Genomic DNA, 21,503 nt, shown 5'->3' with positions numbered 1-21,503 from the left:
GACAGAGAGTTCCGCGGAAATCTCTTGCCCCCGGGCGGCTGGCGGCGCCCGGGAACCGGCCCCGGTTAAGCTGGGAAGATGTGCAACCCACTCACCCCCGTTCCTTTCCGCGCGCCAGGCAGCGACGGCACCGGACGCCACGGCTATCCGCCGGCGCCGGAGCCCCTGCCCGTTCCCGTCATGGACAACCACACGCATCTGGATTTCCCCAACGCGGAGCTAACGGTCAGCGTCAAGGACGCCCTCGATGCCGCCGGGGCCGTGGGGGTCCAGGGTGCCGTGCAGGTGGGGTGTGACCTCGAATCGTCCAGGTTCACGGTCCAGGCCGTCGAACTCGACTCCCGGCTGCTGGGCGCCGTTGCGATTCATCCCAACGATGCGCCGGAGTACGCGGCACGCGGGGAGCTGGAAGATGCCCTGGCCGAGATCGAGGCACTCGCCTCGCACCCGCGGATCCGGGCGATCGGGGAAACCGGCCTGGATTTCTTCCGGACCGAGGGGGAGGGGCTGGCCCACCAGCGGTATTCCTTCCGCCGCCATATTGATATTGCCAAGCGGCTTGGCCTCACCCTGCAGATCCATGACCGGGATGCCCACGACGACGTGGTGCAGGTCTTGCGCGAGGAGGGCGCCCCCGAGCGGGTCGTCTTCCACTGCTTCTCGGGCGGGGAGGAACTGGCCAGGACCTGCAACGAGGAGGGCTGGTACATGTCCTTCGCCGGGACCCTGACGTTCAAGAACGCGGCCAACCTCCGGGCCGCGCTGGCGGTCGCTGTGCCGGAGCGGATCCTGGTCGAGACGGATGCGCCGTTCCTCACTCCGCACCCGCACCGCGGACGTCCGAATGCGAGTTATCTGGTCCCTTACACCGTCCGGGCCATGGCGGAATTGACCGGATCCGAGCTCTCCGCGCTGTGTGCCCAAATCGCCGGAAATACGGTGCGGGCATACGGATCCTGGGACTGAAAAAGACGCCTCGCTGGCCTCCTTCGGACCATACCGGGTATGCACAAAATCTTGGTGGGTTTATAACGCTCCGGTTACAGTTGACAACTATTAGCCGGGGTCGGGGAAGGCCTTCGGATATTTTCACTCCAGCAGGGCGTGCATCGTGGCCAACAAACCACATGCGCGCTCTCGTTTGTGAGTGTGGCAGTGCACGCATCTGCCGCGAACAGCCGGACCCGTTCCGGAGCTGCCTTTGGGGCGTTTGCGGTGGGTGGTCCAGTGCGCTTTTCCCCGTGCCCGGATGGTCCAAGAGATATGGGCAATCGTGGTCAAGTTCTTCACATCGGACGGCAAGTTCAGCTTTGTCAAGGTCGGCGCGCAGCTTGTGGTGCTTGTGGCACTCGTGCTGGGCCTGGTGGCCTTCGTCGGCAACAACAAGACAGTCACCCTCAATGTCGACGGGAAAGTGAGCTCCGTCCAGACCTTCGGCGGCACCGTCGGACAGGTGGTCAAGGGTGCCAAGGTCGAACTGCAGCCTTCCGACAGGGTGTCCCCCACGGTGGACTCCCATGTGCAGGACGGATCGGTCATCAACGTCAACCTCGCCAAGGACGTCAAGGTCAGCCTCGACGGCGCGGAGCGGACCATCAGCACCACCTCGCCCACCGTCGAAGGACTCGTGACGGAACTCGGCGTAGCCAGCGCCTCGCAGCTGTCCGTCCCGAAGGAAGCGCAGCTGGCCGTCTCCGGCTCCTTCGTGTCCATTTCGACGCCGAAGACCGTGAGTATCGTCGCGGACGGCAAGGCCACCCAGACCACCACGACGGCGGCCACCGTCGCCCAGGTGCTTTCCGATGCCGGCATCTCTCTCGGCGCCAGCGACCGCACTTCGCAGCCCGGCAACGCCCCCGTCGTCGGCGACATGGTCATCAAGGTTTCCCGTGTGGACGCCAGCAAGACGGCCGACACCACCGAGCCCGTCCCCTTTGAAACCCTCACCACCGAGAGCGCCGACCTGTTCAAGGGTGACAAGACTGTGACCCAGGCCGGCGTGGCCGGCACCACGAACAAGAGCTTCAAGCTGGTCCTGGTGGACGGCCGTGAAGCGTCCCGGACGCTGGTCGCGCAGACCGTCAGCGCCCAGCCGGTCACCGAGAAGGTCACCGTCGGGACCAAGGACAAGCCCAAGCCCGCGGCCGCCGCCAACACCGGTGCCGCAGCCCCCGCCATGATGAACGAAGCCATGTGGGACAAGATCGCCCAGTGTGAGTCCGGCGGCAACTGGGCCATCAACAGCGGCAACGGCTACTACGGCGGCCTGCAGTTCGATATCTCGTCCTGGCTGGCCAACGGCGGCGGAACCTATGCCCCGAATGCCGCGGCTGCCTCCAAGGCCCAGCAGATCGCTGTCGCCAACACGTACTACGCCAAGGCCGGCCTTGGCCCCTGGGGCTGCGGCTGGGCCGCCTCCAGCTGACAGCCGGCACCGGCAGGGCCTCCCTGCCACTTTTCAACAATGGCTCCCGCAGCGGCTGACCACGGCTGCGGCGCCCGGCAAAGGCCGGGTCCGGATCACCGGACCCGGCCTTTGCCATGCCCGGCCCTCCGGGGGCGGGATAGGATACCCAAGTGACTGAACCGACCCCCTCCGCGCCCGGCGCCAAGCCTGGCAGCGCGCCCGCACCCCTGATGGGCGCCTCCGACATCCGCCGGCTGGCCGAGGAAATCGGAATACGCCCCACCAAGACCCTGGGCCAGAACTTCGTCATCGACGGCAACACCATCCGCCGGATTGTTGCCGCCGCGGACATCCACCCGGACGAGACGGTCCTCGAAGTGGGGCCCGGGCTGGGATCGCTGACCCTGGGCCTGCTGGATGCTGCGGCATCCGTCGTCGCCGTCGAAATCGATCCGGTCCTCGCGGCCCGGCTTCCCGCCACGGTCAGCCAGTGGCGCCCGGACGCGGCCGAAAGCTTCCACCTTGTCCTGGCCGACGCCATGAAGGTGACACAGCTCCCGGTGGAACCGACCGCACTTGTGGCGAACCTGCCCTACAACGTTGCCGTCCCGGTGGTCCTGCATCTCCTGCAGCACTTCCCCAGCCTCCGGCACGGCCTGGTAATGGTGCAGGACGAGGTCGCCGACAGGCTTGCGGCCGGCCCGGGTTCCAAGACCTACGGTGTGCCCTCGGTCAAGGCCGCCTGGTACTCCAGCATGCGCAAGGCCGGTGTGATCGGCATGAACGTCTTCTGGCCCGCGCCCAAGATCCACTCCGGTCTCGTCGCCTTCACCCGCCGGGAACCGCCCGTCACCACCGCCACACGGAAGCAGGTCTTCGCCGTCATCGATGCGGCGTTCGCGCAGCGCCGCAAGACCCTCCGCGCGGCTTTGGCGGGCTGGGCCGGAAGCGCCGCCGAGGCTGAACGTTGCTTGCGTGCCGCCGGTGTGGATCCCACTGCACGCGGCGAAGTGATCGACATCGCGGCGTTTGCCAGGATTGCCGAAGCGCACGCCCGGCCCGAAGCCTGAGCACTGCCCCGGGGGGCGCCGCATCTGAGCACCGCCCCTGGGCGCCGCCGGCCGCGGCCTGGCACGAAGCTTCGGGTCCATGCTTGGAGCCTGAGCATGCCATGCCATAGCGTGGAGCCATGAACGCAGTGAGAGGGCGCTTTGCCGCGAGGACAGTCCGGGTCAAGGCCCCCGGCAAAGTGAACGTCTCGCTGGATGTCGGGCCGCGGCGCGCCGATGGATACCATTCCGTGGCAAGCGTGTATCTCGCCGTCTCCCTCTATGAAGAGGTCGCGGCCACCAACACGGACACCGGCTGTATCACGGTCAGTATCAGCCCCGCCAGCACGCTGGACCTCGACGCCGTGGACATCCCCCTTGACGAACGCAACCTGGCGTACAAGGCGGCAGCCATCATGGCCGACGTCTCGGAGCACTCCACCGGGGTCCACCTCGAAATCACCAAGCGGGTCCCCGTCGCCGGCGGCATGGGCGGCGGCTCGGCCGACGCCGCAGCCACCCTGCTCGCCTGTGATGCGCTGTGGAACAGCGGCCTCTCCCGCGACGAGCTGGCACACCTCGCTGCCGAACTCGGGGCGGATGTGCCGTTCTCGCTCCTGGGGGGAACCGCCGTCGGGCTGGGCGTGGGCGATGAGCTCTCCCCGGCGCTTGTGAAGGCCCAGACCGACTGGGTGCTCGTCGTCGCCGACTTCGGGCTATCCACCCCGGAAGTCTTCCGCACCCTGGACCGCTTGCGCACGGCGGAAGGCGCCGAGATCGAGGAACCTGCCGCCGTCGATCCGCGGATCCTCACCGCGCTGCGGAGCGGAGACGCGGACGCCCTCAGCCGGGTCCTGGTCAACGACCTCCAACGCGCCTCGATCGAACTGGCCCCCGGGCTGCGGGACACCCTGGGGCTGGGCGAATCCTGCGGGGCGATCGCGGGCATCGTGTCCGGCTCCGGGCCCACTCTGGCCTTCCTCACGCACAGCCCGGCCGCGGCCGCGGGACTGGCCGAAGACCTTCGCCACCACGGCCTCGATGCCATGGCCGTCCACGGCCCGGTGCACGGGGCGCGCATCATCTCCGATACGCTCCTTTAATAGCGTTGACCTAAGTTTGTCGAAAAATAACGAAGAAAGCAGTTCCCAGTGGCACACCTGCTCGGCGGCGAGAACCTCACGGTCTCGTATGCAACCCGTACCGTCCTCGACGGCGTTACCCTCGGACTTGAAGAGGGCGACCGGATCGGCATGGTGGGCCGCAATGGCGACGGCAAGTCCACGCTCATGCGCCTGCTCGCCCTGCGTGCCACCCCGGATTCGGGGCGCGTGACCAAGCGCGGGGACGTCAACATCGGCTACCTGGACCAGAGCGACGTGCTCGACGGGGACCTCACTGTCGGTGCCGCCATCGTCGGCGACCAGGCGGATTATGAATGGGCCCGGAACCCGCAGATCCGCGAGGTCATGGGCGGGCTCGTGTCCGACGTCGACTGGCACGCCAACGTGCACGCGCTCTCCGGCGGCCAGAAACGCCGCGTTGCCCTGGCCAAGCTGCTGATCGAGGACCACGACGTCATCATGCTCGACGAGCCCACCAACCACCTTGACGTCGAAGGCGTCGCCTGGCTGTCCCGGCACCTGAAGACCCGCTGGCGGGCCAACCAGGGCGCCTTCCTCGTGGTCACCCACGACCGCTGGTTCCTCGACGAAGTCTGCAACAAGACCTGGGAAATCCACGACGGCATCATGGACCCGTTCGAGGGCGGGTACGCCGCCTACGTGCTCGCCCGTGCCGAGCGTGACCGTTCCGCCTCCGTGGTGGAAAGCAAGCGCCAGCAGCTCGTGAAGAAGGAGCTCGCCTGGCTGCGCCGCGGCGCTCCCGCCCGCACCGCCAAGCCGAAGTTCCGCATCGAGGCGGCGAACGCCCTGATCGCCGACGTCCCCGAGCCGCGCGACTCGATGGCGCTGAGTAAGATGGCCACGGCCCGGCTCGGCAAGGACGTGCTGGACCTGGAAGGTGTCTCACTGGACTTTCTCGGCGGCGAAGCCGGGCAGAAACTCTTTGACAACATCACGCTGCGGCTTGCGCCCGGTGAGCGGCTGGGCCTGGTCGGCGTCAACGGCGCCGGCAAGACCACCCTGCTGAAATTGCTTAACGGCGAGATCCAACCCACCTCCGGAAAGGTCAAACGCGGCAAGACGGTGGTCACCGCCGTGCTGACCCAGGAGGTCAAGGAGCTCGACGACGTCTCGGATCTGCGTGTCATCGAAGTGATTGAGCGGGAAAAGCGGTCCTTCAATGTCGGCGGCAAGGAATTCACGGCCGGTCAGCTCGTGGAGCAGCTCGGCTTCACCAACGAGAAGCAGTGGACCCTGGTCAAGGACCTGTCCGGTGGCGAACGCCGCCGCCTCCAGCTCCTTCGCCTGCTGGTGGGGGAGCCGAACGTGCTGATGCTTGACGAACCGACCAACGACCTCGACACGGACACCCTCGCAGCGGTGGAAGACGTGCTGGACGGCTGGCCCGGGACGCTCGTTGTGGTCAGCCACGACCGCTACTTGCTGGAACGCGTCACGGACCACCAGATGGCGCTCCTGGGCGACGGCAAGATCCGCGCCCTGCCCCGCGGCGTCGACCAGTACCTGGAACTGCGCGAAGCGGCGCTGGCCGGCTCCACCATCACCGGCGGCGGCAACCCCGTCATCTCCGGCAGCTCCGCCCCCGCGGCCGCCGCCAGCGGCCCCTCCGAAGCCGAGAAGCGCGACGCCCGCAAGGCCAAGAACCGGATCGACCGCCAGCTCGGCAAAATCAAACAGCAGGAAGACAAGATCCACGCCCAGATGACGACGGCGGCCGCCGACCCCTCTGCCGTGGGCCAGCTCGGGGACCTGAACAAGAAGCTCAAGGACCTCACCGGCGAACGCGAAGCCCTTGAACTCGAATGGCTCGAGGCCCTGGAGGTCCTCGGCGAGTAAGCCCCAGCCGAAGCCCGCAGCACAGCCATCCTCTGCGTGCACGCTCGTTTAGACGCACGCTGCCGGATGCCTGCTGCTGCCAGCATGTGGGCAACTTCGCCGGGGGAGAACTTCGTCTACTCGGCAACCCGTTTCGATTCCTCTCCGAATGACAGCGCCCGATCTCGGCTTGCGCTAGTCCTCGCTGCGGAGTTCCGGGTCTTTTTGCAGGCCGGTCAGGCCGTTCCAGGCCAGGTTGACCAGGTGCGCGGCGACTTCGCGCTTGTCCGGGGTGCGGCTGTCCTGCCACCACTGGCCCGTCATGGCCACCATCCCGACGAGCATCTGGGCGTACATGGCCCCGTCGGCGGTACTGAAGCCCCGGCGGGCCAGTTCATCCTCCAGGATGTGCTCCACACGTGCCGCCACGTGTGAGAGCAGGGTCGAGAATGCTCCCTCAGGCTGCGAGGGTGGTGCATCGCGCATCAGGATGCGGAAGCCGTCGGTGCGGTCTTCGATGTAGCTCAGGAGCGCCAGGGCGGCCCGTTCCACGAGGACGCGAGGCTTGGCCTCCTCGGCCAGGGCGTCGTTGATGGCGTTGAGCAGGATCCGGAATTCGTACTCGACAACCTGCGTGTACAGGCCTTCCTTGGATCCGAAGTGCTCGTAGATCACCGGCTTGGACACGCCCGCGGAGGTGGCAATTTCCTCGATGGTGGTTCCGTCCAGGCCACGCAGGGCGAAGAGGCCGCGTCCGATTCCAATCAGCTGGCTGCGGCGCTGCTGGCCCGTCATACGGGACCGGGGAATGTAGCCGGCGGTCCGCACCGGCCTGCCGGTCCGGCCGTCCGCCCCTTCGGATGCACCTGCGATCTTGCTCACAGCTCCATCATGCCTTACCGGGGAGGGCCTGTTCCCGAAGCCGCCTGCCCGCATCTCAGCCCTCGATGCCTGTGCTGAGGCTGAGGTCCCGCCATTGGTCCAGTTCCGTGCGCTCTGCCTGGGCGACGGCAGCAAATGCGTCGAAAGCGTCTTTGCCCAGCACCAGCAGGGACGGCGGGTCCGCACTTTCGGCGATGGCCAGGATGGCTTCTGCGGCCTTTGCCGGGTCGCCCGGCTGGGTGCCGTGGACCGTGTCGTTCTCCTTGCGCCGTTTGCCGGCCGTCTCCGCGTAGTCCCCGATCGCCGTCGCAGACTGGGTGAGCGAGCGGCCGGCGAAGTCCGTGCGGAACGCGCCGGGTTCGATGACGGTGACGCTGATGCCGAGCGGCTGCAGTTCCTTGTGGAGGCACCCGGACAGGCCCTCCAGGGCCGCCTTGGTGGCCGAGTAATAGCCTGATCCGGCCGGTTTGATCCGGGCTCCGATGGAGGAGATGTTCAGGATGTGCCCGGCCCTTTTTGCGCGCATGTCCGGGAGGACGGCCTTGATCATGTCGACGGCGCCGAAAACGTTCGTGTCGAACAACTGCCGGATGTCGGCGTCGTCCGCTTCCTCGACGGCGGCGCGGTAGCCGTAGCCGGCATTGTTGACGAGCACGTCGATGCCGCCGAAGCGCGTCCGGGCCTGCTGAACCGCCGCGCCGATCTGTGCCCGGTCGGTGACGTCGAGCGGGAGGGCCAGTGCCGTGTCGGGGAAGACGGCCGCGATGTCCTGCAGGGCCGTGACGTTCCGTGCCGTGACGACGGCGTTGTGCCCGTGGGCGAGTACCGCCTGGGCGAGTGCCCGGCCGAGTCCGGTCGAGCATCCTGTGATGAGCCATGTAGCCATGGGGTCTTCCTTTCGTGGCGTGCGTTGCGGGCGGACCAGGGCCACCGACTTCCTGATGGACGGCGGCGCCGCGGCATCCCACTCCTACGGCGACCTTGCCCCGCGGTGATCAGCCGGGGCGGCACCATCAGGAGGTGATGCCGTCGATGTCTATCAGGAGGTGGGAGGGACCGCGCAGGAACGGGCTCGGCCGGTACGGGGGCGGGTCGGTGACCAGCCGCGGGTTCTTCAGCCGGCTGGCGAATGCGGTGAGGGCGATCTGCGCTTCCAGCCGGGCCAGGGGGGCCCCGAAGCAGAGATGGACGCCGCCGCCGAAGCCGAGGTGCTGGTTGTTGGGCCGGTCCGGGATGAACAGGCCGGGGTCGGTGACGTGGGCGGGGTCGCGGTTGCCTGCGGCCAGGACCAGCGTGAGGGAGGCGCCGGCGGGGATTGTCGTGCCGGCGATGTCGATGTCGTCGAGGGCTGTGCGGAAGGGTACGAAATGTACCGGCGGCTCGTAGCGGAGCAGCTCCTCGACCATCGGGATGGCAAGGTCGGGGTCGTCGCGCAGCCTTTGGAGTTCGGCCGGGTGGCGGAGCAGTGTCAGTGCGCCGTTGGAGATGAGGTTCACGGTGGTTTCGTGTCCGGCGATGAGCAGAAGAAGACCGGTACTCACCAGTTGCCCGTCAGGCATGCGGCCTTCCGGGCCGTCATCCGTGGCCATGGCCGAGATCAGGTCTGTGCCCGGTGCCTGCCGGTGGGCCTCGACCAGCTCTTCCATGAACGCGCGCAGTTCCCTGCCCGCTTCAGCCCTCTTCTTCTGCTGAGTTTCCGGATCGAGACCGGGATCCGTGGATTGCAGGGCCACGTCCACCCAGACCCGGAAGCGCTGTTCGTCGCCCGGGGGTACCCCAAGCAGCTCGCAGATCACCGTGACGGGCAGCGGATACGCCAGGTCATCGACGATGTCGATGCGGCTGGGGCCCGCCATCTTGTCGATGAGATCGGTGACAATTTCGGTCATCCGGGCCTCCATCCCGGCGACCCTGCCCGGCGTCGCAGGCGGTCCGAAGTGCCGCATGGTGATCCGTCGGAACTTGTCGTGGTCAGGCGGGTCCATGCTGAGGAAAGTCGGAGTCATGCCCTGGCCGTCGCCGTCGTCTCCGACGGAGGCGCCCGCAGCGGCGGCAGCCGGGTTGCGGCCGATGTCGGAACTTACCCGCGGGTCGTGCAGCAGGGCGGCGATCTCCGCATAGCTGCTCACGAGGTAGCTTCCGTCCGCAAGCCGTGTCACCGGCCTCCTGCGGAGCTCGTCGTAAAGCGGGTAGGGGTTGGCCCGGTTGGAGTAGTCGAGGATCTGCTCCCATGTGCTGGGCTCGGTCATGGCGAAGGCTCCTTCGGTCGTTGGGCCGGTGGCTGCCGGCCTCCGGGACGGCGTATTACGGGAGGCGGCGATCGGTCAATCTGGCGCGTCGTTCATTGGGGTAGTGGCCGGTCACGACGACGGTCGCATCCTGGGTAGGGTTGGCCGCCGGCTGGAACCTGGCAGGCACGGGCTGGGCGTCGGCCGGCTCGTCGACATGGTGGAAAGACGGTGGGAAAGACGCCGCCTGCTCGATCAGCGGTTCGTAGAATTCAAGCCATTTGTTCTGGTTGAAGGCGACTGCAGCCACGATGCGGCCCTTGTAGCCGTAGACCGCCAGGAAGCGCCGCCGGGCGACCGATCCTTGGACGACGGCGACCTCATCCGCGGCCGAGGGTACACCCACGCTCTTGATTTCGGTGCCGAACTGGACGGACCAGAACTTTGGCACAGCAAGGTGCGGCCACCGTCCGGTCTCGCTGCTGAGCATATTGTGCGCTGCAACCTCGGCCTGGGAGATCGCGTTGCCCCAGTGCTCGACGGCGAGGAACTGGTAGCCGAACATCGGCTGCGGGGCGCGCGACACATCCCCGGCGACAAAGACATCATCGGTGACCAGCCCATTGACATCGAAAGCGCGGCAGCCGGCGTCGCACGCGACGCCCCACTTGCCGCTTGCCAATCCGGAACCGGCGAGCCATTCGCCGTTTCGCACGGTCCCGAGCGCGGCGACCGCCACGTCCACGTCCAGCGTTGTGCCATCGGACAGGTGCGCGCGGCACAGCTGTCCGGTGGCATCGCCGTCCAGCGAAACGACCCTGACGCCGCAGCGCAGGTCCACGCCGTTCTCGATCTGCAGCTCTCCGGCGATTGCACCGATCACACCGCCGAGCGCGGCGCCCAGCGGTGCCGGACCTGCCTCCGCCACAGTGACAGGCAGGCCGAGTTCACGGCACACCGAAGCGACTTCGCAGCCGATGAACCCCGCGCCAATGACCAGGACCCGACGGGGGCGCCGGGCCAGGAGCTGGCGAAGCGTTGCCGCGTCCTCCCGGGTTCGCAGGGTCAGGACGCCGGCCAGCGCCGCCTCCGCCGCGTTTGGCCAGGACCGGGCCCGCACACCGGTGGCGATCAACAGCTTGTCGAATCCGATCCTGCCACCGTCCGCGAGCTGGACCTGCTTCGCGGCCAGATCCAGGCCGGTGGCCGCGACGCCCAGACGCCAGTCGGCGTCGATTTCCCGGCGGCGTGGCAGCGTGGTGTCTTCCGACGGTACCGATCCGGCCAGGACCTGTTTTGACAGCGGAGGCCGGTCATACGGCTCGTGCGTTTCCTCGCCGATGATGGTCAGCGAGCCGGTGAACCCTTCCTCGCGAAGCCTCTCCGCTGCGCGCAGCCCGCTCAATGACGCGCCGACGATGACGATCCGTCCGGATCGCTTGAACGAGCCACCGTTGCCCTCGATGGGGGCTGCCGTTCCTGGAGTTCCGTCCGGATGCCGGGCCCCCTCGGACCTGTCAGGCTGGTCGATCCGGATGGCCTGAACGGGACACGCAGCGGCGGCCCGCCGGATCCTCCTGCGCTGGGCCTCGTCAGGGACCGGGTCGTACGTGAGCGCCTCGTCGCCCTGGATCGTGAAGACGTCCGGGGCGAGAAAGGCGCATTGGGCGTAACCCTGGCATTTAGTGAGATCGACGACGAGCCTCATGCCGGACTTCTCCCTGTTAACGGGTCCCTGACGGGCTTGCACAAGTGAGTCGAGTTTAAGCCCGGCGGGCGGGCCGCGGAAGAGGCCGGCGTGGGGCCCAGCCGCGGCCGGTCCTGGGTGCAAGAACGGCGTGGCAGAAACTGTGTGGCAGAATTGGTTCTCGTGCCACAGGCCATGCGCCCGGGCACGGTCCGCCCTGGTGTAATGGCAGCACCCCGGCCTTTGGAGCCGTGGAGTATAGGTTCGAGTCCTATGGGCGGAACATTTGCGGGCGATCGGCGCCGGAAGGCGTCCCGGCGGGCAGGGCCCTGCCAGAGTCAAGTAGGATGAACCTGTTGCCGTGACCGGTTTCCGGTCCGGACCTTGCCGCGCGGATCCGGCAACCGAGGTGTAGCATCAGGCCTCGGCCGCGGGGCAGCACAAATCCACCGAGCAGCGGCATCAGCCAAGCCACTGAGCAAGGAGAGCCCGTACGTGAGCCCCGAGAATACCGGCCCAACCGCCGTAATCGTGCTAGCTGCAGGTGCCGGTACCCGGATGAAGTCCCGTACCCCCAAGATTCTCCACGAGATCGGCGGGCGGTCCCTCGTCGGCCACGCCCTCCAGGCGGCCCGCACCGTAGCGCCGCGCCGGCTGGCGCTTGTGGTCCGGCATGAACGGGACCTCGTGTCCTCGCACATCGCCGCCCTCGACCCGGAAGCCGTGATCGTTGACCAGGACGAGGTGCCCGGCACGGGCCGCGCCGTCGAAGCCGCCCTCGAAGCGCTTGACGCCCTCGACCCCCAGGGACCGCTCAGCGGAACGGTCGTCGTCACCTATGGCGACGTTCCCCTGCTCACCGGCCAACTGCTGGCCGAGCTCGTCGCCACCCATGAGGCGGACGGCAATGCCGTCACCGTCCTCACCGCAGTCCTGGACGACGCCACCGGCTACGGCCGCATCCTTCGCGCCGCGGACGGAACGGTGACGGGCATCCGCGAGCACAAGGACGCCACGGAAGCCGAACGCGCGATCCGGGAGATCAACTCGGGAATTTACGCCTTCGACGCCGACGTGCTGCGCGACTCGCTGGTGCACATCACCACCGACAACGCCCAGGGCGAGAAGTACCTCACCGACGTCTTGAGCCTGGCGCGCGCCGCCGGTGGCCGCGTCGCCGCCGTCGTCACGGAAGACCGGTGGCAGGTTGAGGGCGCCAATGACAGGGTCCAGCTCGCGGCGCTCGGCGCCGAACTCAACCGCCGCACGGTCGAGGCCTGGATGCGGGCCGGCGTCACCGTCGTAGATCCGTCGACCACCTGGATCGATTCCACCGTCACCCTTGCCGAGGACGTCCGCCTGCTGCCCAACACGCAGCTGCACGGCGCCACCACGGTGGCGCGGGACGCCGTCGTCGGCCCCGACACGACCCTGACCGACGTCCAGGTCGGGGAGGGCGCCACGGTGATCCGCACCCACGGTTCCGGCTCCAGGATCGGCGCCAAGGCAAGCGTCGGACCGTTCACCTACCTGCGCCCCGGCACCGTCCTGGGGGAGGCCGGCAAGATCGGCGCCTTCTACGAGACCAAGAACGTCACCATCGGCCGCGGCTCCAAGCTCTCGCATCTCGGCTATGCCGGCGACGCCGAGATCGGTGAAGACACGAACATCGGCTGCGGCAACATCACGGCCAACTACGACGGCGAGAAGAAGCACCGGACGGTCATCGGCTCCGGCGTGCGCACCGGCTCCAACACCGTTTTCGTGGCCCCCGTGCAAGTGGGCGATGGCGCCTACAGCGGCGCCGGCGCCGTGATCCGCCACGACGTCCCGGCCGGCGCCCTGGTCCTGTCGCTGGCGAAGCAGCACAACGCCGAGGGCTGGGTCCTGGCGAACCGGCCGGACTCGATTTCCGCGTCCCTGGCCCAGGCCGCCCGCGCCACCACAACTTCCTCCAGTACTCCGGCATCGACAGAAGAGGGCTAGCAATCATGAGCGAAATTACGGCACACGGCGAGAAGAAGCTGGTGCTTGCCGCTGGGCGCGCGCACCCGGAACTGGCGAAGGAGATCGCCAAGGAGCTGGGAACCGAACTGCTGCCACTGGATGCCTACGACTTCGCCAACGGCGAGATCTACGTCAGGGCGGGCGAAAGCGTCCGCGGCACCGACGCCTTCGTCATCCAGGCCCACCCGGCCCCGCTGAACAACTGGCTGATGGAGCAGCTGATCATGATCGATTCGCTCAAGCGGGCCTCCGCCAAGCGCATCACCGTGGTTTCGCCGTTCTACCCCTACGCACGCCAGGACAAGAAGGGCCGCGGCCGCGAGCCGATCTCGGCACGCCTCATCGCCGATCTGTACAAGACGGCCGGCGCCGACCGCATCATGAGCGTGGACCTGCACACCTCGCAGATCCAGGGCTTCTTCGACGGCCCGGTCGACCACCTGATGGCCATCCCGCTGCTGGCGGACTACATCCGCACCCGGGTCGGTTCGGACAACATCACTGTCGTATCCCCGGATACCGGCCGGGTCCGCGTCGCCGAGCAGTGGGCCGAGCGGCTCGGCGGGGCGCCGCTGGCGTTTGTCCACAAGAGCCGTGACCTCACGGTCCCCAACCAGGCCATCTCCAAGACCGTGGTGGGCCAGATCCAGGGCCGCACCTGCGTCCTGATCGATGACATGATCGACACCGGCGGAACCATTTCCGGCGCCGTCCAGGTCCTGATGAACGCGGGAGCCAAGGACGTCATCATCGCGGCCACCCACGCCGTCTTCTCCGACCCCGCCGCCCAGCGGCTTTCCGAGTCCGGCGCCCGCGAGGTTGTGGTCACCAACACCCTGCCGATCGCAGCAGACAAGCGCTTCCCCCGGCTCACCGTGCTGTCCATCGCACCGCTGATCGCGCGCGCCATCCGTGAAGTGTTCGACGACGGCTCCGTCACCAGCCTGTTCGACGGCAACGCCTGACCAGCCTGGGCGAACCGCCTGTTTTTGACCGCCTGTTTTTGACCGCCTGCGGCGGGCCCGTCATGGCCGTTTTCATGAACCGGGCCCAACGCTGGTAAGCTCTTTCCGATACCTTGGCGAGGGAGAGCGCCGGTAGTCCGTCTTCACGGACAACCGGACTGCTGGTCTCCGTTATCGACTGGGTCTGAATCTCCCTTCGGAAGGGTGGCCGTAAGCCGCCCGGCGTTGAAGGTCGCAACAGACCTCCGCCCTTGCTGAACACCGCTATTCCACCAGGAGATACCCATGTCTGAGCTGAAGCTTGCAGCAGAAGTCCGCACCGAATTCGGCAAGGGCTACGCCCGCCGCGCACGCATGGCCGGCCTGATCCCCGCCGTCATCTACGGCCACGGCGCAGAGCCGATCCACATCACCCTGCCGGCCAAGTCCACCACGCTTGCCGTCCGCGTCGCCAACGCCCTGCTGACCCTGGACATCAACGGTGAAAAGCACCTCGCCCTGGTCAAGGACATCCAGCGCGATCCGATCAAGCAGATCATCGAGCACCTTGACCTCCTGACCGTCCGGACGGGCGAAAAGGTCACGGTTGACATCCCCGTTCACCTGACCGGCGAACTTGCCCCCGGCAACGTCTACAACCAGGAAATGACCGTCATCTCCCTTGAGGCCGAGGCAACCCACCTGCCGACCGCCATCGAGGTGAGCATCGAAGGCCGTTCCGCCGGCGAGCACATCTACGCCTCGGACCTGGTCCTGCCGACGGGCTCGGTCCTCCTGGCCGACGCTGAGACGCTCGTCGTCAACATCTCCGAGGCAGCGGAAGAAGAGGCAGAAGAAACCTCCGCGGCTGCTGCCGAGTAATTCCGGCGAATTCTCCGGCGGCCGGGTCCCTTTTGGGGCCCGGCCGCCTTCGTCTCCGCTCTCCGCCCGCCGACGCCTCCGCGGCTGACCTGGCCCAAAAGGACTGATCCATGACTGATACCTGGCTGATCGTAGGCCTTGGCAACCCGGGACCCGATTACAGCAAAAACCGGCACAATGTGGGGCAGATGGTCCTCGACGAACTCGCTGCCCGCGTCGGCGGCGGCTTCAAGTCGCACAAGTCGCGGGCCCAGGTCCTCGAAGGACGCCTCGGCATCGGCGGCGCCCGGATCGTGCTCGCCAAGCCGTTGTGCTACATGAATCTGTCCGGCGGACCAGTCTCGGCCCTTGCGAAGTTCTACGATATCGACCCCGGCCACGTGATTGCCGTGCACGACGAGATCGACATCCCTTTCAACACCGTGAAACTGAAAATCGGCGGCGGCGAGGGCGGCCACAACGGACTGCGCGACATCTCGAAGGCCCTCGCCACCAAGGACTACCTCCGCGTGCGGGTCGGCGTCGGGCGCCCGCCCGGCCGGATGGACACCGCGGACTATGTCCTGCGGGATTTCTCCGCCACCGAAAAGAAGGAGTTGCCCTTCCTCGTCGACTCCGCAGCCGATGCCGTGGACAGCCTGGTCAGAGAGGGACTGCAGGCCGCCCAGCAGAAATTCCACCCCGCGAAGGCCCCTTAGCCACGGCGCCGCCCGGGCCCCGGCCAGCTGGCGGCAGCGGCGGTGTTTGTCCAGGTCCGCGGCTTCACCGGCTGACATGGACCGCGGCTTTCCTTTCCAAGCGTCCGGCATTCCGGCTATGATCTGTCTACTCTCATGTCGGGGGATAGGGATACGCTACTTCTAAGCGGGCAGTCTGGGGTTTGCTGTCCGCAAAGCAGTACGAAGGAAACTAGATGTCGAGGGATTCGTTGGGCTGGGGGAATGTTTCCATTACATTGGCACCCGCCGAAGAAGAGCATGCTGCCGGTCCGGTCAACAGGCACAGGTGGTCCGGTCTCGCGCGCAACGCCGACGCCGACCGGGTCCGGAAGGCACTCCTCGCCGAAGACCGCATGGGCGTCGTCATCACCGGTGACCGGGGCGTCGGGAAATCCCTCGTCGGACGGACAGCACTCTCGGGATTCGGTCCGGACGTCTACACCCTCCAGCTCCGCACCTCGGGTCCCGGTTCCGCAACGCCGTACGGATGCCTTGCCTTCACCCTTGCACGGTTGCCGCAGAGTTCCCTCGGATCACCGACCGCCATTCTCCATGGAATAACCTCCCTGATCCGTAGCGATGCCGCGGGACGGAAGTGCGTCATCCTGCTGGACAACGCCGGCGCCCTGGATGAGCTGAGTACGGGTGTGCTGATGAACCTGCTGCAGACCCACACCGCACGCCTGATAGCCACTGCCCAGCGCACCACCGATCTTCCCCCCGACTTTTACTGGCTCATCACGTCGGGACAGCTGGCTGAGGTCCGGCTCGCCAACCTGACCGAGTTGGAGACACTGGAGGTGCTGCAGGCCGCTCTGGGCCACCGGGTGTCGAGCGCGCTGGCCAACCAGATGCACCAACTGGTCGGTGGCAGCCCCACCCTGCTGCAGGCGGTTGTTTCGGAACAGATCGAACGCGGGAACCTCGTTTTGTCCGGATCCGTGTGGACCCTCGTCGACGAGGTGGTCCTCGATGGCCGCACGGCGCTGGAAGACATTGTCAGGGCCCGGTACGCCCGTGAGACGCCCGTGGCACGCGAGGTTATCGAAGTTCTGTCCTGTGCGCGGACCATGTCCCTGTCCCGGCTGGCGAAGATGTACAGCTCGGGCCTCATCGCGGACATGGAGGACGCGGGCCAGATCGTCGTTGACCGCACCGACCGCCACTTCGTCACGCTCGGCGACCGCTACCTTGGGGACATCGTCCGCAACTGGCTCAGCGTTGAACGACGGCTGGAGCTGAGGGACAAGGTCCCCGGACACCAGCAGCACGAGCTCGCCGAGCTGACCGTGGAAGACCTGCTCGCCTACGCGGCATGGACACATGACTGCGGGGCGCAGCTCGCGCCCGCCCATGCACTGGCTGCAGCCAGTGCCGCCGTCAGGCTCTTCGACCCGAAGTTCGCACTCGAATGCGCCAGCAGCCTGAATCCGGGGGACCGGGAGTGGGCCGAGGGGCAGCTGCAGAAATCGGCCGCGTACCTGCAGCTGGGCCTGCCCCTGCAGGCGATGTCGGCCCTGGACGATGTCTCCGAGCCGCAGATCAACGCCCTCAAGGTGGAGGCATTTGCCGAGTTTGTGGCGGCGAAAGCCGATTGCATGGCGTGGCTGTCGGACCGCTCCGGCCAGGTTCCCGAACTGATCCGGCAGGCCCGGGCGCGGCTCCTCGACCTCAGTGTCAACGAGCCCGCCACGGCCCCGGACGAGCTTTCCCGGGCGGCCCTGTGCCTGGACCTGTGCGAGTTCAACTACCTGTCCTTCATCGGGGAGTACCAGCCCATGATGGAGCGGCTCCACGCGGCCGCCACAGCGGACGTCGACGCCATTGATCCTGTCCACCGGCTCAGGGCATCGATCATCCTGATGGAAGCGCTGTGTATGACAGGGAAGGAAGTCGACGCCCGCAAGCTGATGCGCGAAATAGGCGGCCAGCTGGGCGAATGGTCCAACGTCCCCCGGATCCGGGAGAATTTTGCCTGGCGATCCTTCAACGTCCTGCTCCTGTCCGGACAATGGCGTCAGAGCATCGACATGCTCAAAGACGCCAGCGGCCGTGCCGGCCACGGGCTGCATTCCGGCAGTGCGGCGACAGACCTCGCAGTCGGCCTTGCCTATGTCTACGCGGGCCGCGGCTATATGGCGCTGGACCCGCTGCTGGCTGCCATCGCCCAGCTCGAGGTCCGGTCGAGTCTGCATTCGTTGCGGCAGGCTTACGCCGCTACCGCCTTTGCCTACGCCCAGACGGGCAACTCGGTCCAGGCTGCGGTCTATCTGGACCGTGCCCGGTCCGCTGACGGGGCGGCGCGGTTCACGGTCAGCAGCTCAGCCGAATTCTGCCTGGACATGGCGTCGCGGTGGCTGGGCGACCCTGAGGCGAAGGACCGGCTGGTGCGGTCGGCCGAAGGGCACTTCCGGAAGGGCCGCTATACCCTGGCCGGCATCTGGATGCTCGGTGCCACCGTCAACGGCACCGTCAAGGATTTCCAGTACATGGAGGAAATCGCCGGCCTGCGTCAGGGCCCCCTGGCGGAGTTGTCCCGGGTCATCGCGATCGGCAGCCGGAAGAAGGACGCGTCGGTCATGCTCGAAGCCGCCGAACTGGCAATCTCCCTTGAACTTGACGCCGTCCAGGCGCGGTGTGCCGCCCTGGCCTTCGACTTTGCCAAGGCGGCAGGCCAGACGGGCAGCGCCAACGCCGCGTACAGCATGCTCGAGAGCCTTTCGGAAGCCGTTCCGGCGCTGCCCATCGTGCCTCGGAACAAGGGTCCGTTGCTGACGGAGCGGGAGCGGCAAATAGCCACCCTTGCCGGCCACGGCGTGTCCAACAAGGACATTGCACTGAATATCGGGATATCCGTGCGGACGGTGGAGGGTCATTTGTATCAGGTGTTCACGAAGCTCGGAGTATCCTCGCGAAGTGATCTGCTTGGACTCATCTAGTACTCGCGCAGCGGCTACCGGGACCGAATCGTCCCCCGCACTGACGGGTCGGGCGGATGACCTGCAGTCGGCTGTTGCGGCCATCCACGGCGGGACCCCTGTGGCCGTCTTCCTGCTCGGGGACAGCGGCATCGGCAAATCCACCCTCATGGAAGCCATCGTGGCCGAGCTCGGCTCCGAGGTGACGCCCGTCCGCATCCATGGCAGCCCCTCGCTGACAAATGTGCCCTACGGAGTGCTGGGTCCGTTCATCGTCGGCCTCCCGGTGCAGGAGGCGACGTCGCAGCTGGCTGTCCTGAGGACGCTGTGGTCCCATCTGGAGGAGCAAAAGCGCGCCACCCACAAGCCCCTGCTGCTGATTGTTGACGACGCCCATGACCTGGACGAGGCGACGGCAGGGATCCTTGCCGAACTCGCCGCCGCCGGTTGGGCGAAACTGCTGGTGGGCGCGGCAGCCCGTCACGGACTGCCGGAACCGCTGCTGCAGCTGTGGTTTGAAGGCCTGGCCGAGCGGCATGACCTGCGGCCACTGACCCTGGCGCAAACGACGGAAATGCTCGAACTCGAACTGGGCCCACGGGTGCTGCCCACCGTCGCAGAGATCCTCTGGGAGGCGTCAGGCGGCAACCCGATGCTGCTAAACGGCCTCCTTGACGATGCCCGGAATGACGGAACGCTCCTGCAGCGCAACGGAGTATGGCTGTTCACACGGCAACTGAAAAGTCACGGCGACCGCCTGACGGATGTGGTGCGGAGGCAGTTGCTCCAGCGGTCACCGGATGAGCGGCAGGCCTTGAACCTGGTTGCCCTCGCGGAGCCGGTGCCCCGGGAACTGATTGAAGCAGTCGTTGGTGAAGAACTAGTGGCGGCACTGATCGAACACGAGCTCATCCGGGTGTCAGCTGCCCCGATTCCCGAGCTGCGGCTGTGGCATGCCGTGTATGGGGATACGCTGCGGAACCTGATTTCCCCGGCGCGGAGCCTTCAGCTCCGGCAGAGTCTTCTGCGCCTGATGGATCATGAGCCCGTCTCGGCCGAAGGGCTGCTGCGCCACGTGAGCTGGTCGATGGAATGCGGAGCCGAGGTCGAGGACCGGCAGTTGCTCCGGGCCGCAGTCCTGGCAAGCAGGCTCTATGAAGACGAACTGGCCCGCAAGGCAGCATCGCTGGTCAAGGATCCCGAGCTGCAGATGGCGGCGCGGTCCGTGCTCGCGCGGACCCACTACAACATGTCCGACTACGCCGCAGCGCGGGACATCCTCGAGGCCGACGTCGGCCGGGGCAACACAGTCGCGGGCCTGCTCGCGGGATCGCTGCTGTGGGCGGCCGTCCTGTCCGCGCTGGGCCATACCCCGGCGGACATCATGGACCGGACCGGGGCAATTTTGCGTGCCGGTGAACAGTTGGCCCAAGACAACCCTGAGGGCGCCGAGGGCATCCTCGCGGCCACGAACGAACGCCTGGCGACCATCCGCAGCATGGTGTTCTCCCTGGCGGGCGAGTACGGGGAAGACGACGCGCCGGCGGCGGCAGCGGTCGCGGTGTCGGCAACCGCCAGCGCTGCCGGCCGGCCAGCGCCGGCCAACTACCTCGAAGGGGTATTCCGGCAGTCCCTGGAAGCGGAACGGCTCATCGTCCAGGGCAAGCCGCTCAGCGCGTTCATGGTGGCGTCCGAAGCCCCTGAAACAGCAGGTTCCGAGCCCGACGAACTGTACTGCCTCACGGACTTCCTGGTTGTCCGCGCGGCGGCGGCAGCCATCCACGGCGGTGACTGGCAGGCGGCGACGAATCTCCTGGCGGGCTTTTCAGCGGCGGCCGGGCCCACCCTGATCTCGTTCGGCGGGGGAGTCCACGCGGCGCATGGAATCATCATGCTCTACCAGGGGAAAGCCAGCCAGGCGCTGGACACGCTCAGCGCCGCACTGGAAGCCTTGCGGCTGAAGGACCCCCAGCAGCTCTTCGCACTGACCGCCGCGATGGCATTCGCCGCCGCCGCGGAGGTCGGTGCCAAGGAGAAGTCGGCGCTGTTCCTGGCAGACTATGAATCAGCCCTTGGGCCTGTCTCCCGGTACTTGCGCATTCTCGCCGAAATGGCAATCATCTACGGCAAGGCACGCCTGGGCAACTACCCGGGTGCGATAGCAGCGCTCAAGCGGCTGGGACGTCCCGATCCGGCCAGGAACACAAAAGGGCTGGAGCTCGACGCGCTCGCATTCTGCCTCGCCCTGGGCGACCGGGATTCGGCGTCCAGGCTGCTGGAGCTGAAGCCCGATCTCGAAGGCCGCCGGGCCGCAGCAATCTGCGACTATGCCGGCGCCATCAGCACGGACCAGGCCGCGGATCACCTGGAGGCCGCGAAGAGCTGCGAAGCTGCCGAGCTGTGGGGGTTCGCGGCACTCGCCTATGATGCCGCGTCCCACGCCTACCGGGCCGCCGGCGACACCTTGAGGGAACGCATGGCGAGCGGGCAGCGGAAGCGTTGCCTGGACCGGGCCGACAACAGGGCAGGTGAGGATCCGGCGGGCCCCGAAGGCGCCCTTGGAATCCTGACACGGCGGGAGCGCGACATTGTGGCGCTCGCGGTGCGCGGCCTCAGCGACCGGCAGATCGCCTCCGAGCTCCAGGTGTCCGTCCGGACGGTGGAAGGCCACCTGTACCGGAGCTACGCCAAGCTCAACGTCAAGGGTCGTGAACAACTCCCGGGCCTGGCAAACGACGGAAACGGAACCCCGGGATAGCGGGGCTGCCGCGCCGGCAGTCAGCCGTTCCGGGCGGTGGCAGTTGTCTGCGTGGAGGAGGC

General features: G+C 67.1%; 15 protein-coding genes and 1 tRNA gene. 12 read left to right on the top strand and 4 right to left on the bottom strand.

Annotated features, from left to right (window positions below):
- The first annotated feature begins 78 nt into the window (after positions 1-78).
- The 5 genes from E5206_RS17265 (at position 79) to E5206_RS17245 (ending at position 6,437) form a co-directional block, all read left to right on the top strand.
- Positions 79-966 (top strand): TatD family hydrolase, encoded by an 888-nt coding sequence (locus E5206_RS17265; RefSeq protein ID WP_136323556.1) that lies wholly within the window; start codon positions 79-81, stop codon positions 964-966.
- Positions 967-1,249: 283 nt separating this feature from the next.
- A complete protein-coding gene (locus E5206_RS17260) occupies positions 1,250-2,425 on the top strand; it encodes a resuscitation-promoting factor (protein ID WP_240689812.1) in 1,176 nt (391 codons plus the stop codon).
- A gap of 212 nt (positions 2,426-2,637) precedes the next feature.
- Positions 2,638-3,477, top strand: a complete 840-nt coding sequence (gene rsmA / locus E5206_RS17255; protein WP_136324202.1) for a 16S rRNA (adenine(1518)-N(6)/adenine(1519)-N(6))-dimethyltransferase RsmA — start codon at positions 2,638-2,640, stop codon at positions 3,475-3,477.
- A gap of 119 nt (positions 3,478-3,596) precedes the next feature.
- Entirely contained in the window at positions 3,597-4,559 is a 963-nt protein-coding gene (locus E5206_RS17250; protein ID WP_136323555.1) for a 4-(cytidine 5'-diphospho)-2-C-methyl-D-erythritol kinase, read from the top strand.
- A 48-nt stretch (positions 4,560-4,607) separates the two neighbouring features.
- Positions 4,608-6,437 (top strand): ABC-F family ATP-binding cassette domain-containing protein, encoded by a 1,830-nt coding sequence (locus E5206_RS17245; RefSeq protein ID WP_136323554.1) that lies wholly within the window; start codon positions 4,608-4,610, stop codon positions 6,435-6,437.
- Between the two features lie 174 nt (positions 6,438-6,611).
- Here the strand turns inward: E5206_RS17245 and E5206_RS17240 are convergent, their stop codons facing one another.
- The 4 genes from E5206_RS17240 to E5206_RS17225 all read right to left on the bottom strand — a co-directional run bounded on the left by E5206_RS17240 (position 6,612) and on the right by E5206_RS17225 (position 11,234).
- Entirely contained in the window at positions 6,612-7,211 is a 600-nt protein-coding gene (locus E5206_RS17240; RefSeq protein WP_136324201.1) for a TetR/AcrR family transcriptional regulator, read from the bottom strand.
- Between the two features lie 142 nt (positions 7,212-7,353).
- On the bottom strand, positions 7,354-8,184 hold the full coding sequence (locus tag E5206_RS17235) for an oxidoreductase (RefSeq protein WP_136323553.1): 831 nt from the start codon (positions 8,182-8,184) through the stop codon (positions 7,354-7,356).
- Between the two features lie 127 nt (positions 8,185-8,311).
- A complete protein-coding gene (locus E5206_RS17230) occupies positions 8,312-9,547 on the bottom strand; it encodes a cytochrome P450 (RefSeq protein ID WP_136323552.1) in 1,236 nt (411 codons plus the stop codon).
- A 55-nt stretch (positions 9,548-9,602) separates the two neighbouring features.
- The gene (locus tag E5206_RS17225; RefSeq protein WP_136323551.1) at positions 9,603-11,234 is read right to left on the bottom strand and encodes an FAD-dependent oxidoreductase; all 1,632 of its coding nucleotides are present in this window, start codon (positions 11,232-11,234) and stop codon (positions 9,603-9,605) included.
- Positions 11,235-11,424: 190 nt separating this feature from the next.
- Here E5206_RS17225 and E5206_RS17220 point away from each other — a divergent pair.
- The 7 genes from E5206_RS17220 (at position 11,425) to E5206_RS17190 (ending at position 21,441) form a co-directional block, all read left to right on the top strand.
- Positions 11,425-11,496: transfer RNA gene (locus tag E5206_RS17220), tRNA-Gln, on the top strand.
- A gap of 212 nt (positions 11,497-11,708) precedes the next feature.
- A complete protein-coding gene (gene glmU, locus E5206_RS17215) occupies positions 11,709-13,199 on the top strand; it encodes a bifunctional UDP-N-acetylglucosamine diphosphorylase/glucosamine-1-phosphate N-acetyltransferase GlmU (protein ID WP_136323550.1) in 1,491 nt (496 codons plus the stop codon).
- 5 nt (positions 13,200-13,204) lie between these two features.
- On the top strand, positions 13,205-14,185 hold the full coding sequence (locus tag E5206_RS17210; RefSeq protein WP_136323549.1) for a ribose-phosphate diphosphokinase: 981 nt from the start codon (positions 13,205-13,207) through the stop codon (positions 14,183-14,185).
- 285 nt (positions 14,186-14,470) lie between these two features.
- A complete protein-coding gene (locus E5206_RS17205) occupies positions 14,471-15,046 on the top strand; it encodes a 50S ribosomal protein L25/general stress protein Ctc (RefSeq protein WP_136323548.1) in 576 nt (191 codons plus the stop codon).
- Between the two features lie 110 nt (positions 15,047-15,156).
- A complete protein-coding gene (gene pth / locus E5206_RS17200) occupies positions 15,157-15,744 on the top strand; it encodes an aminoacyl-tRNA hydrolase (protein WP_136323547.1) in 588 nt (195 codons plus the stop codon).
- A gap of 215 nt (positions 15,745-15,959) precedes the next feature.
- Positions 15,960-18,704 (top strand): helix-turn-helix transcriptional regulator, encoded by a 2,745-nt coding sequence (locus tag E5206_RS17195; RefSeq protein WP_136323546.1) that lies wholly within the window; start codon positions 15,960-15,962, stop codon positions 18,702-18,704.
- Positions 18,691-21,441, top strand: a complete 2,751-nt coding sequence (locus E5206_RS17190; RefSeq protein ID WP_136323545.1) for a LuxR family transcriptional regulator — start codon at positions 18,691-18,693, stop codon at positions 21,439-21,441. Before E5206_RS17195 ends, E5206_RS17190 begins: the two co-directional genes overlap by 14 nt.
- Positions 21,442-21,503 lie beyond the last annotated feature (62 nt).

Origin of the sequence: Arthrobacter sp. PAMC25564 (assembly GCF_004798705.1) — a bacterium.
GTDB lineage: Bacteria > Actinomycetota > Actinomycetes > Actinomycetales > Micrococcaceae > Arthrobacter.
The sequence above is the reverse complement of the archived record's forward strand: the minus strand, read 5'-3'. Positions and strand labels throughout refer to the sequence as shown.

Bases quoted from the DNA above. Each gene is read 5' to 3' on its own strand.
- E5206_RS17210 (WP_136323549.1), top strand. From the start codon at position 13,205: ATGAGCGAAATTACGGCACACGGCGAGAAGAAGCTGGTGCTTGCCGCT.
- E5206_RS17235 (WP_136323553.1), bottom strand. From the start codon at position 8,184: ATGGCTACATGGCTCATCACAGGATGCTCGACCGGACTCGGCCGGGCA.
- E5206_RS17250 (WP_136323555.1), top strand. From the start codon at position 3,597: ATGAACGCAGTGAGAGGGCGCTTTGCCGCGAGGACAGTCCGGGTCAAG.
- E5206_RS17205 (WP_136323548.1), top strand. From the start codon at position 14,471: ATGTCTGAGCTGAAGCTTGCAGCAGAAGTCCGCACCGAATTCGGCAAG.
- pth (WP_136323547.1), top strand. From the start codon at position 15,157: ATGACTGATACCTGGCTGATCGTAGGCCTTGGCAACCCGGGACCCGAT.
- E5206_RS17225 (WP_136323551.1), bottom strand. From the start codon at position 11,234: ATGAGGCTCGTCGTCGATCTCACTAAATGCCAGGGTTACGCCCAATGC.
- E5206_RS17230 (WP_136323552.1), bottom strand. From the start codon at position 9,547: ATGACCGAGCCCAGCACATGGGAGCAGATCCTCGACTACTCCAACCGG.
- rsmA (WP_136324202.1), top strand. From the start codon at position 2,638: ATGGGCGCCTCCGACATCCGCCGGCTGGCCGAGGAAATCGGAATACGC.
- E5206_RS17260 (WP_240689812.1), top strand. From the start codon at position 1,250: ATGGTCCAAGAGATATGGGCAATCGTGGTCAAGTTCTTCACATCGGAC.
- E5206_RS17195 (WP_136323546.1), top strand. From the start codon at position 15,960: ATGTCGAGGGATTCGTTGGGCTGGGGGAATGTTTCCATTACATTGGCA.
- E5206_RS17240 (WP_136324201.1), bottom strand. From the start codon at position 7,211: ATGACGGGCCAGCAGCGCCGCAGCCAGCTGATTGGAATCGGACGCGGC.
- E5206_RS17265 (WP_136323556.1), top strand. From the start codon at position 79: ATGTGCAACCCACTCACCCCCGTTCCTTTCCGCGCGCCAGGCAGCGAC.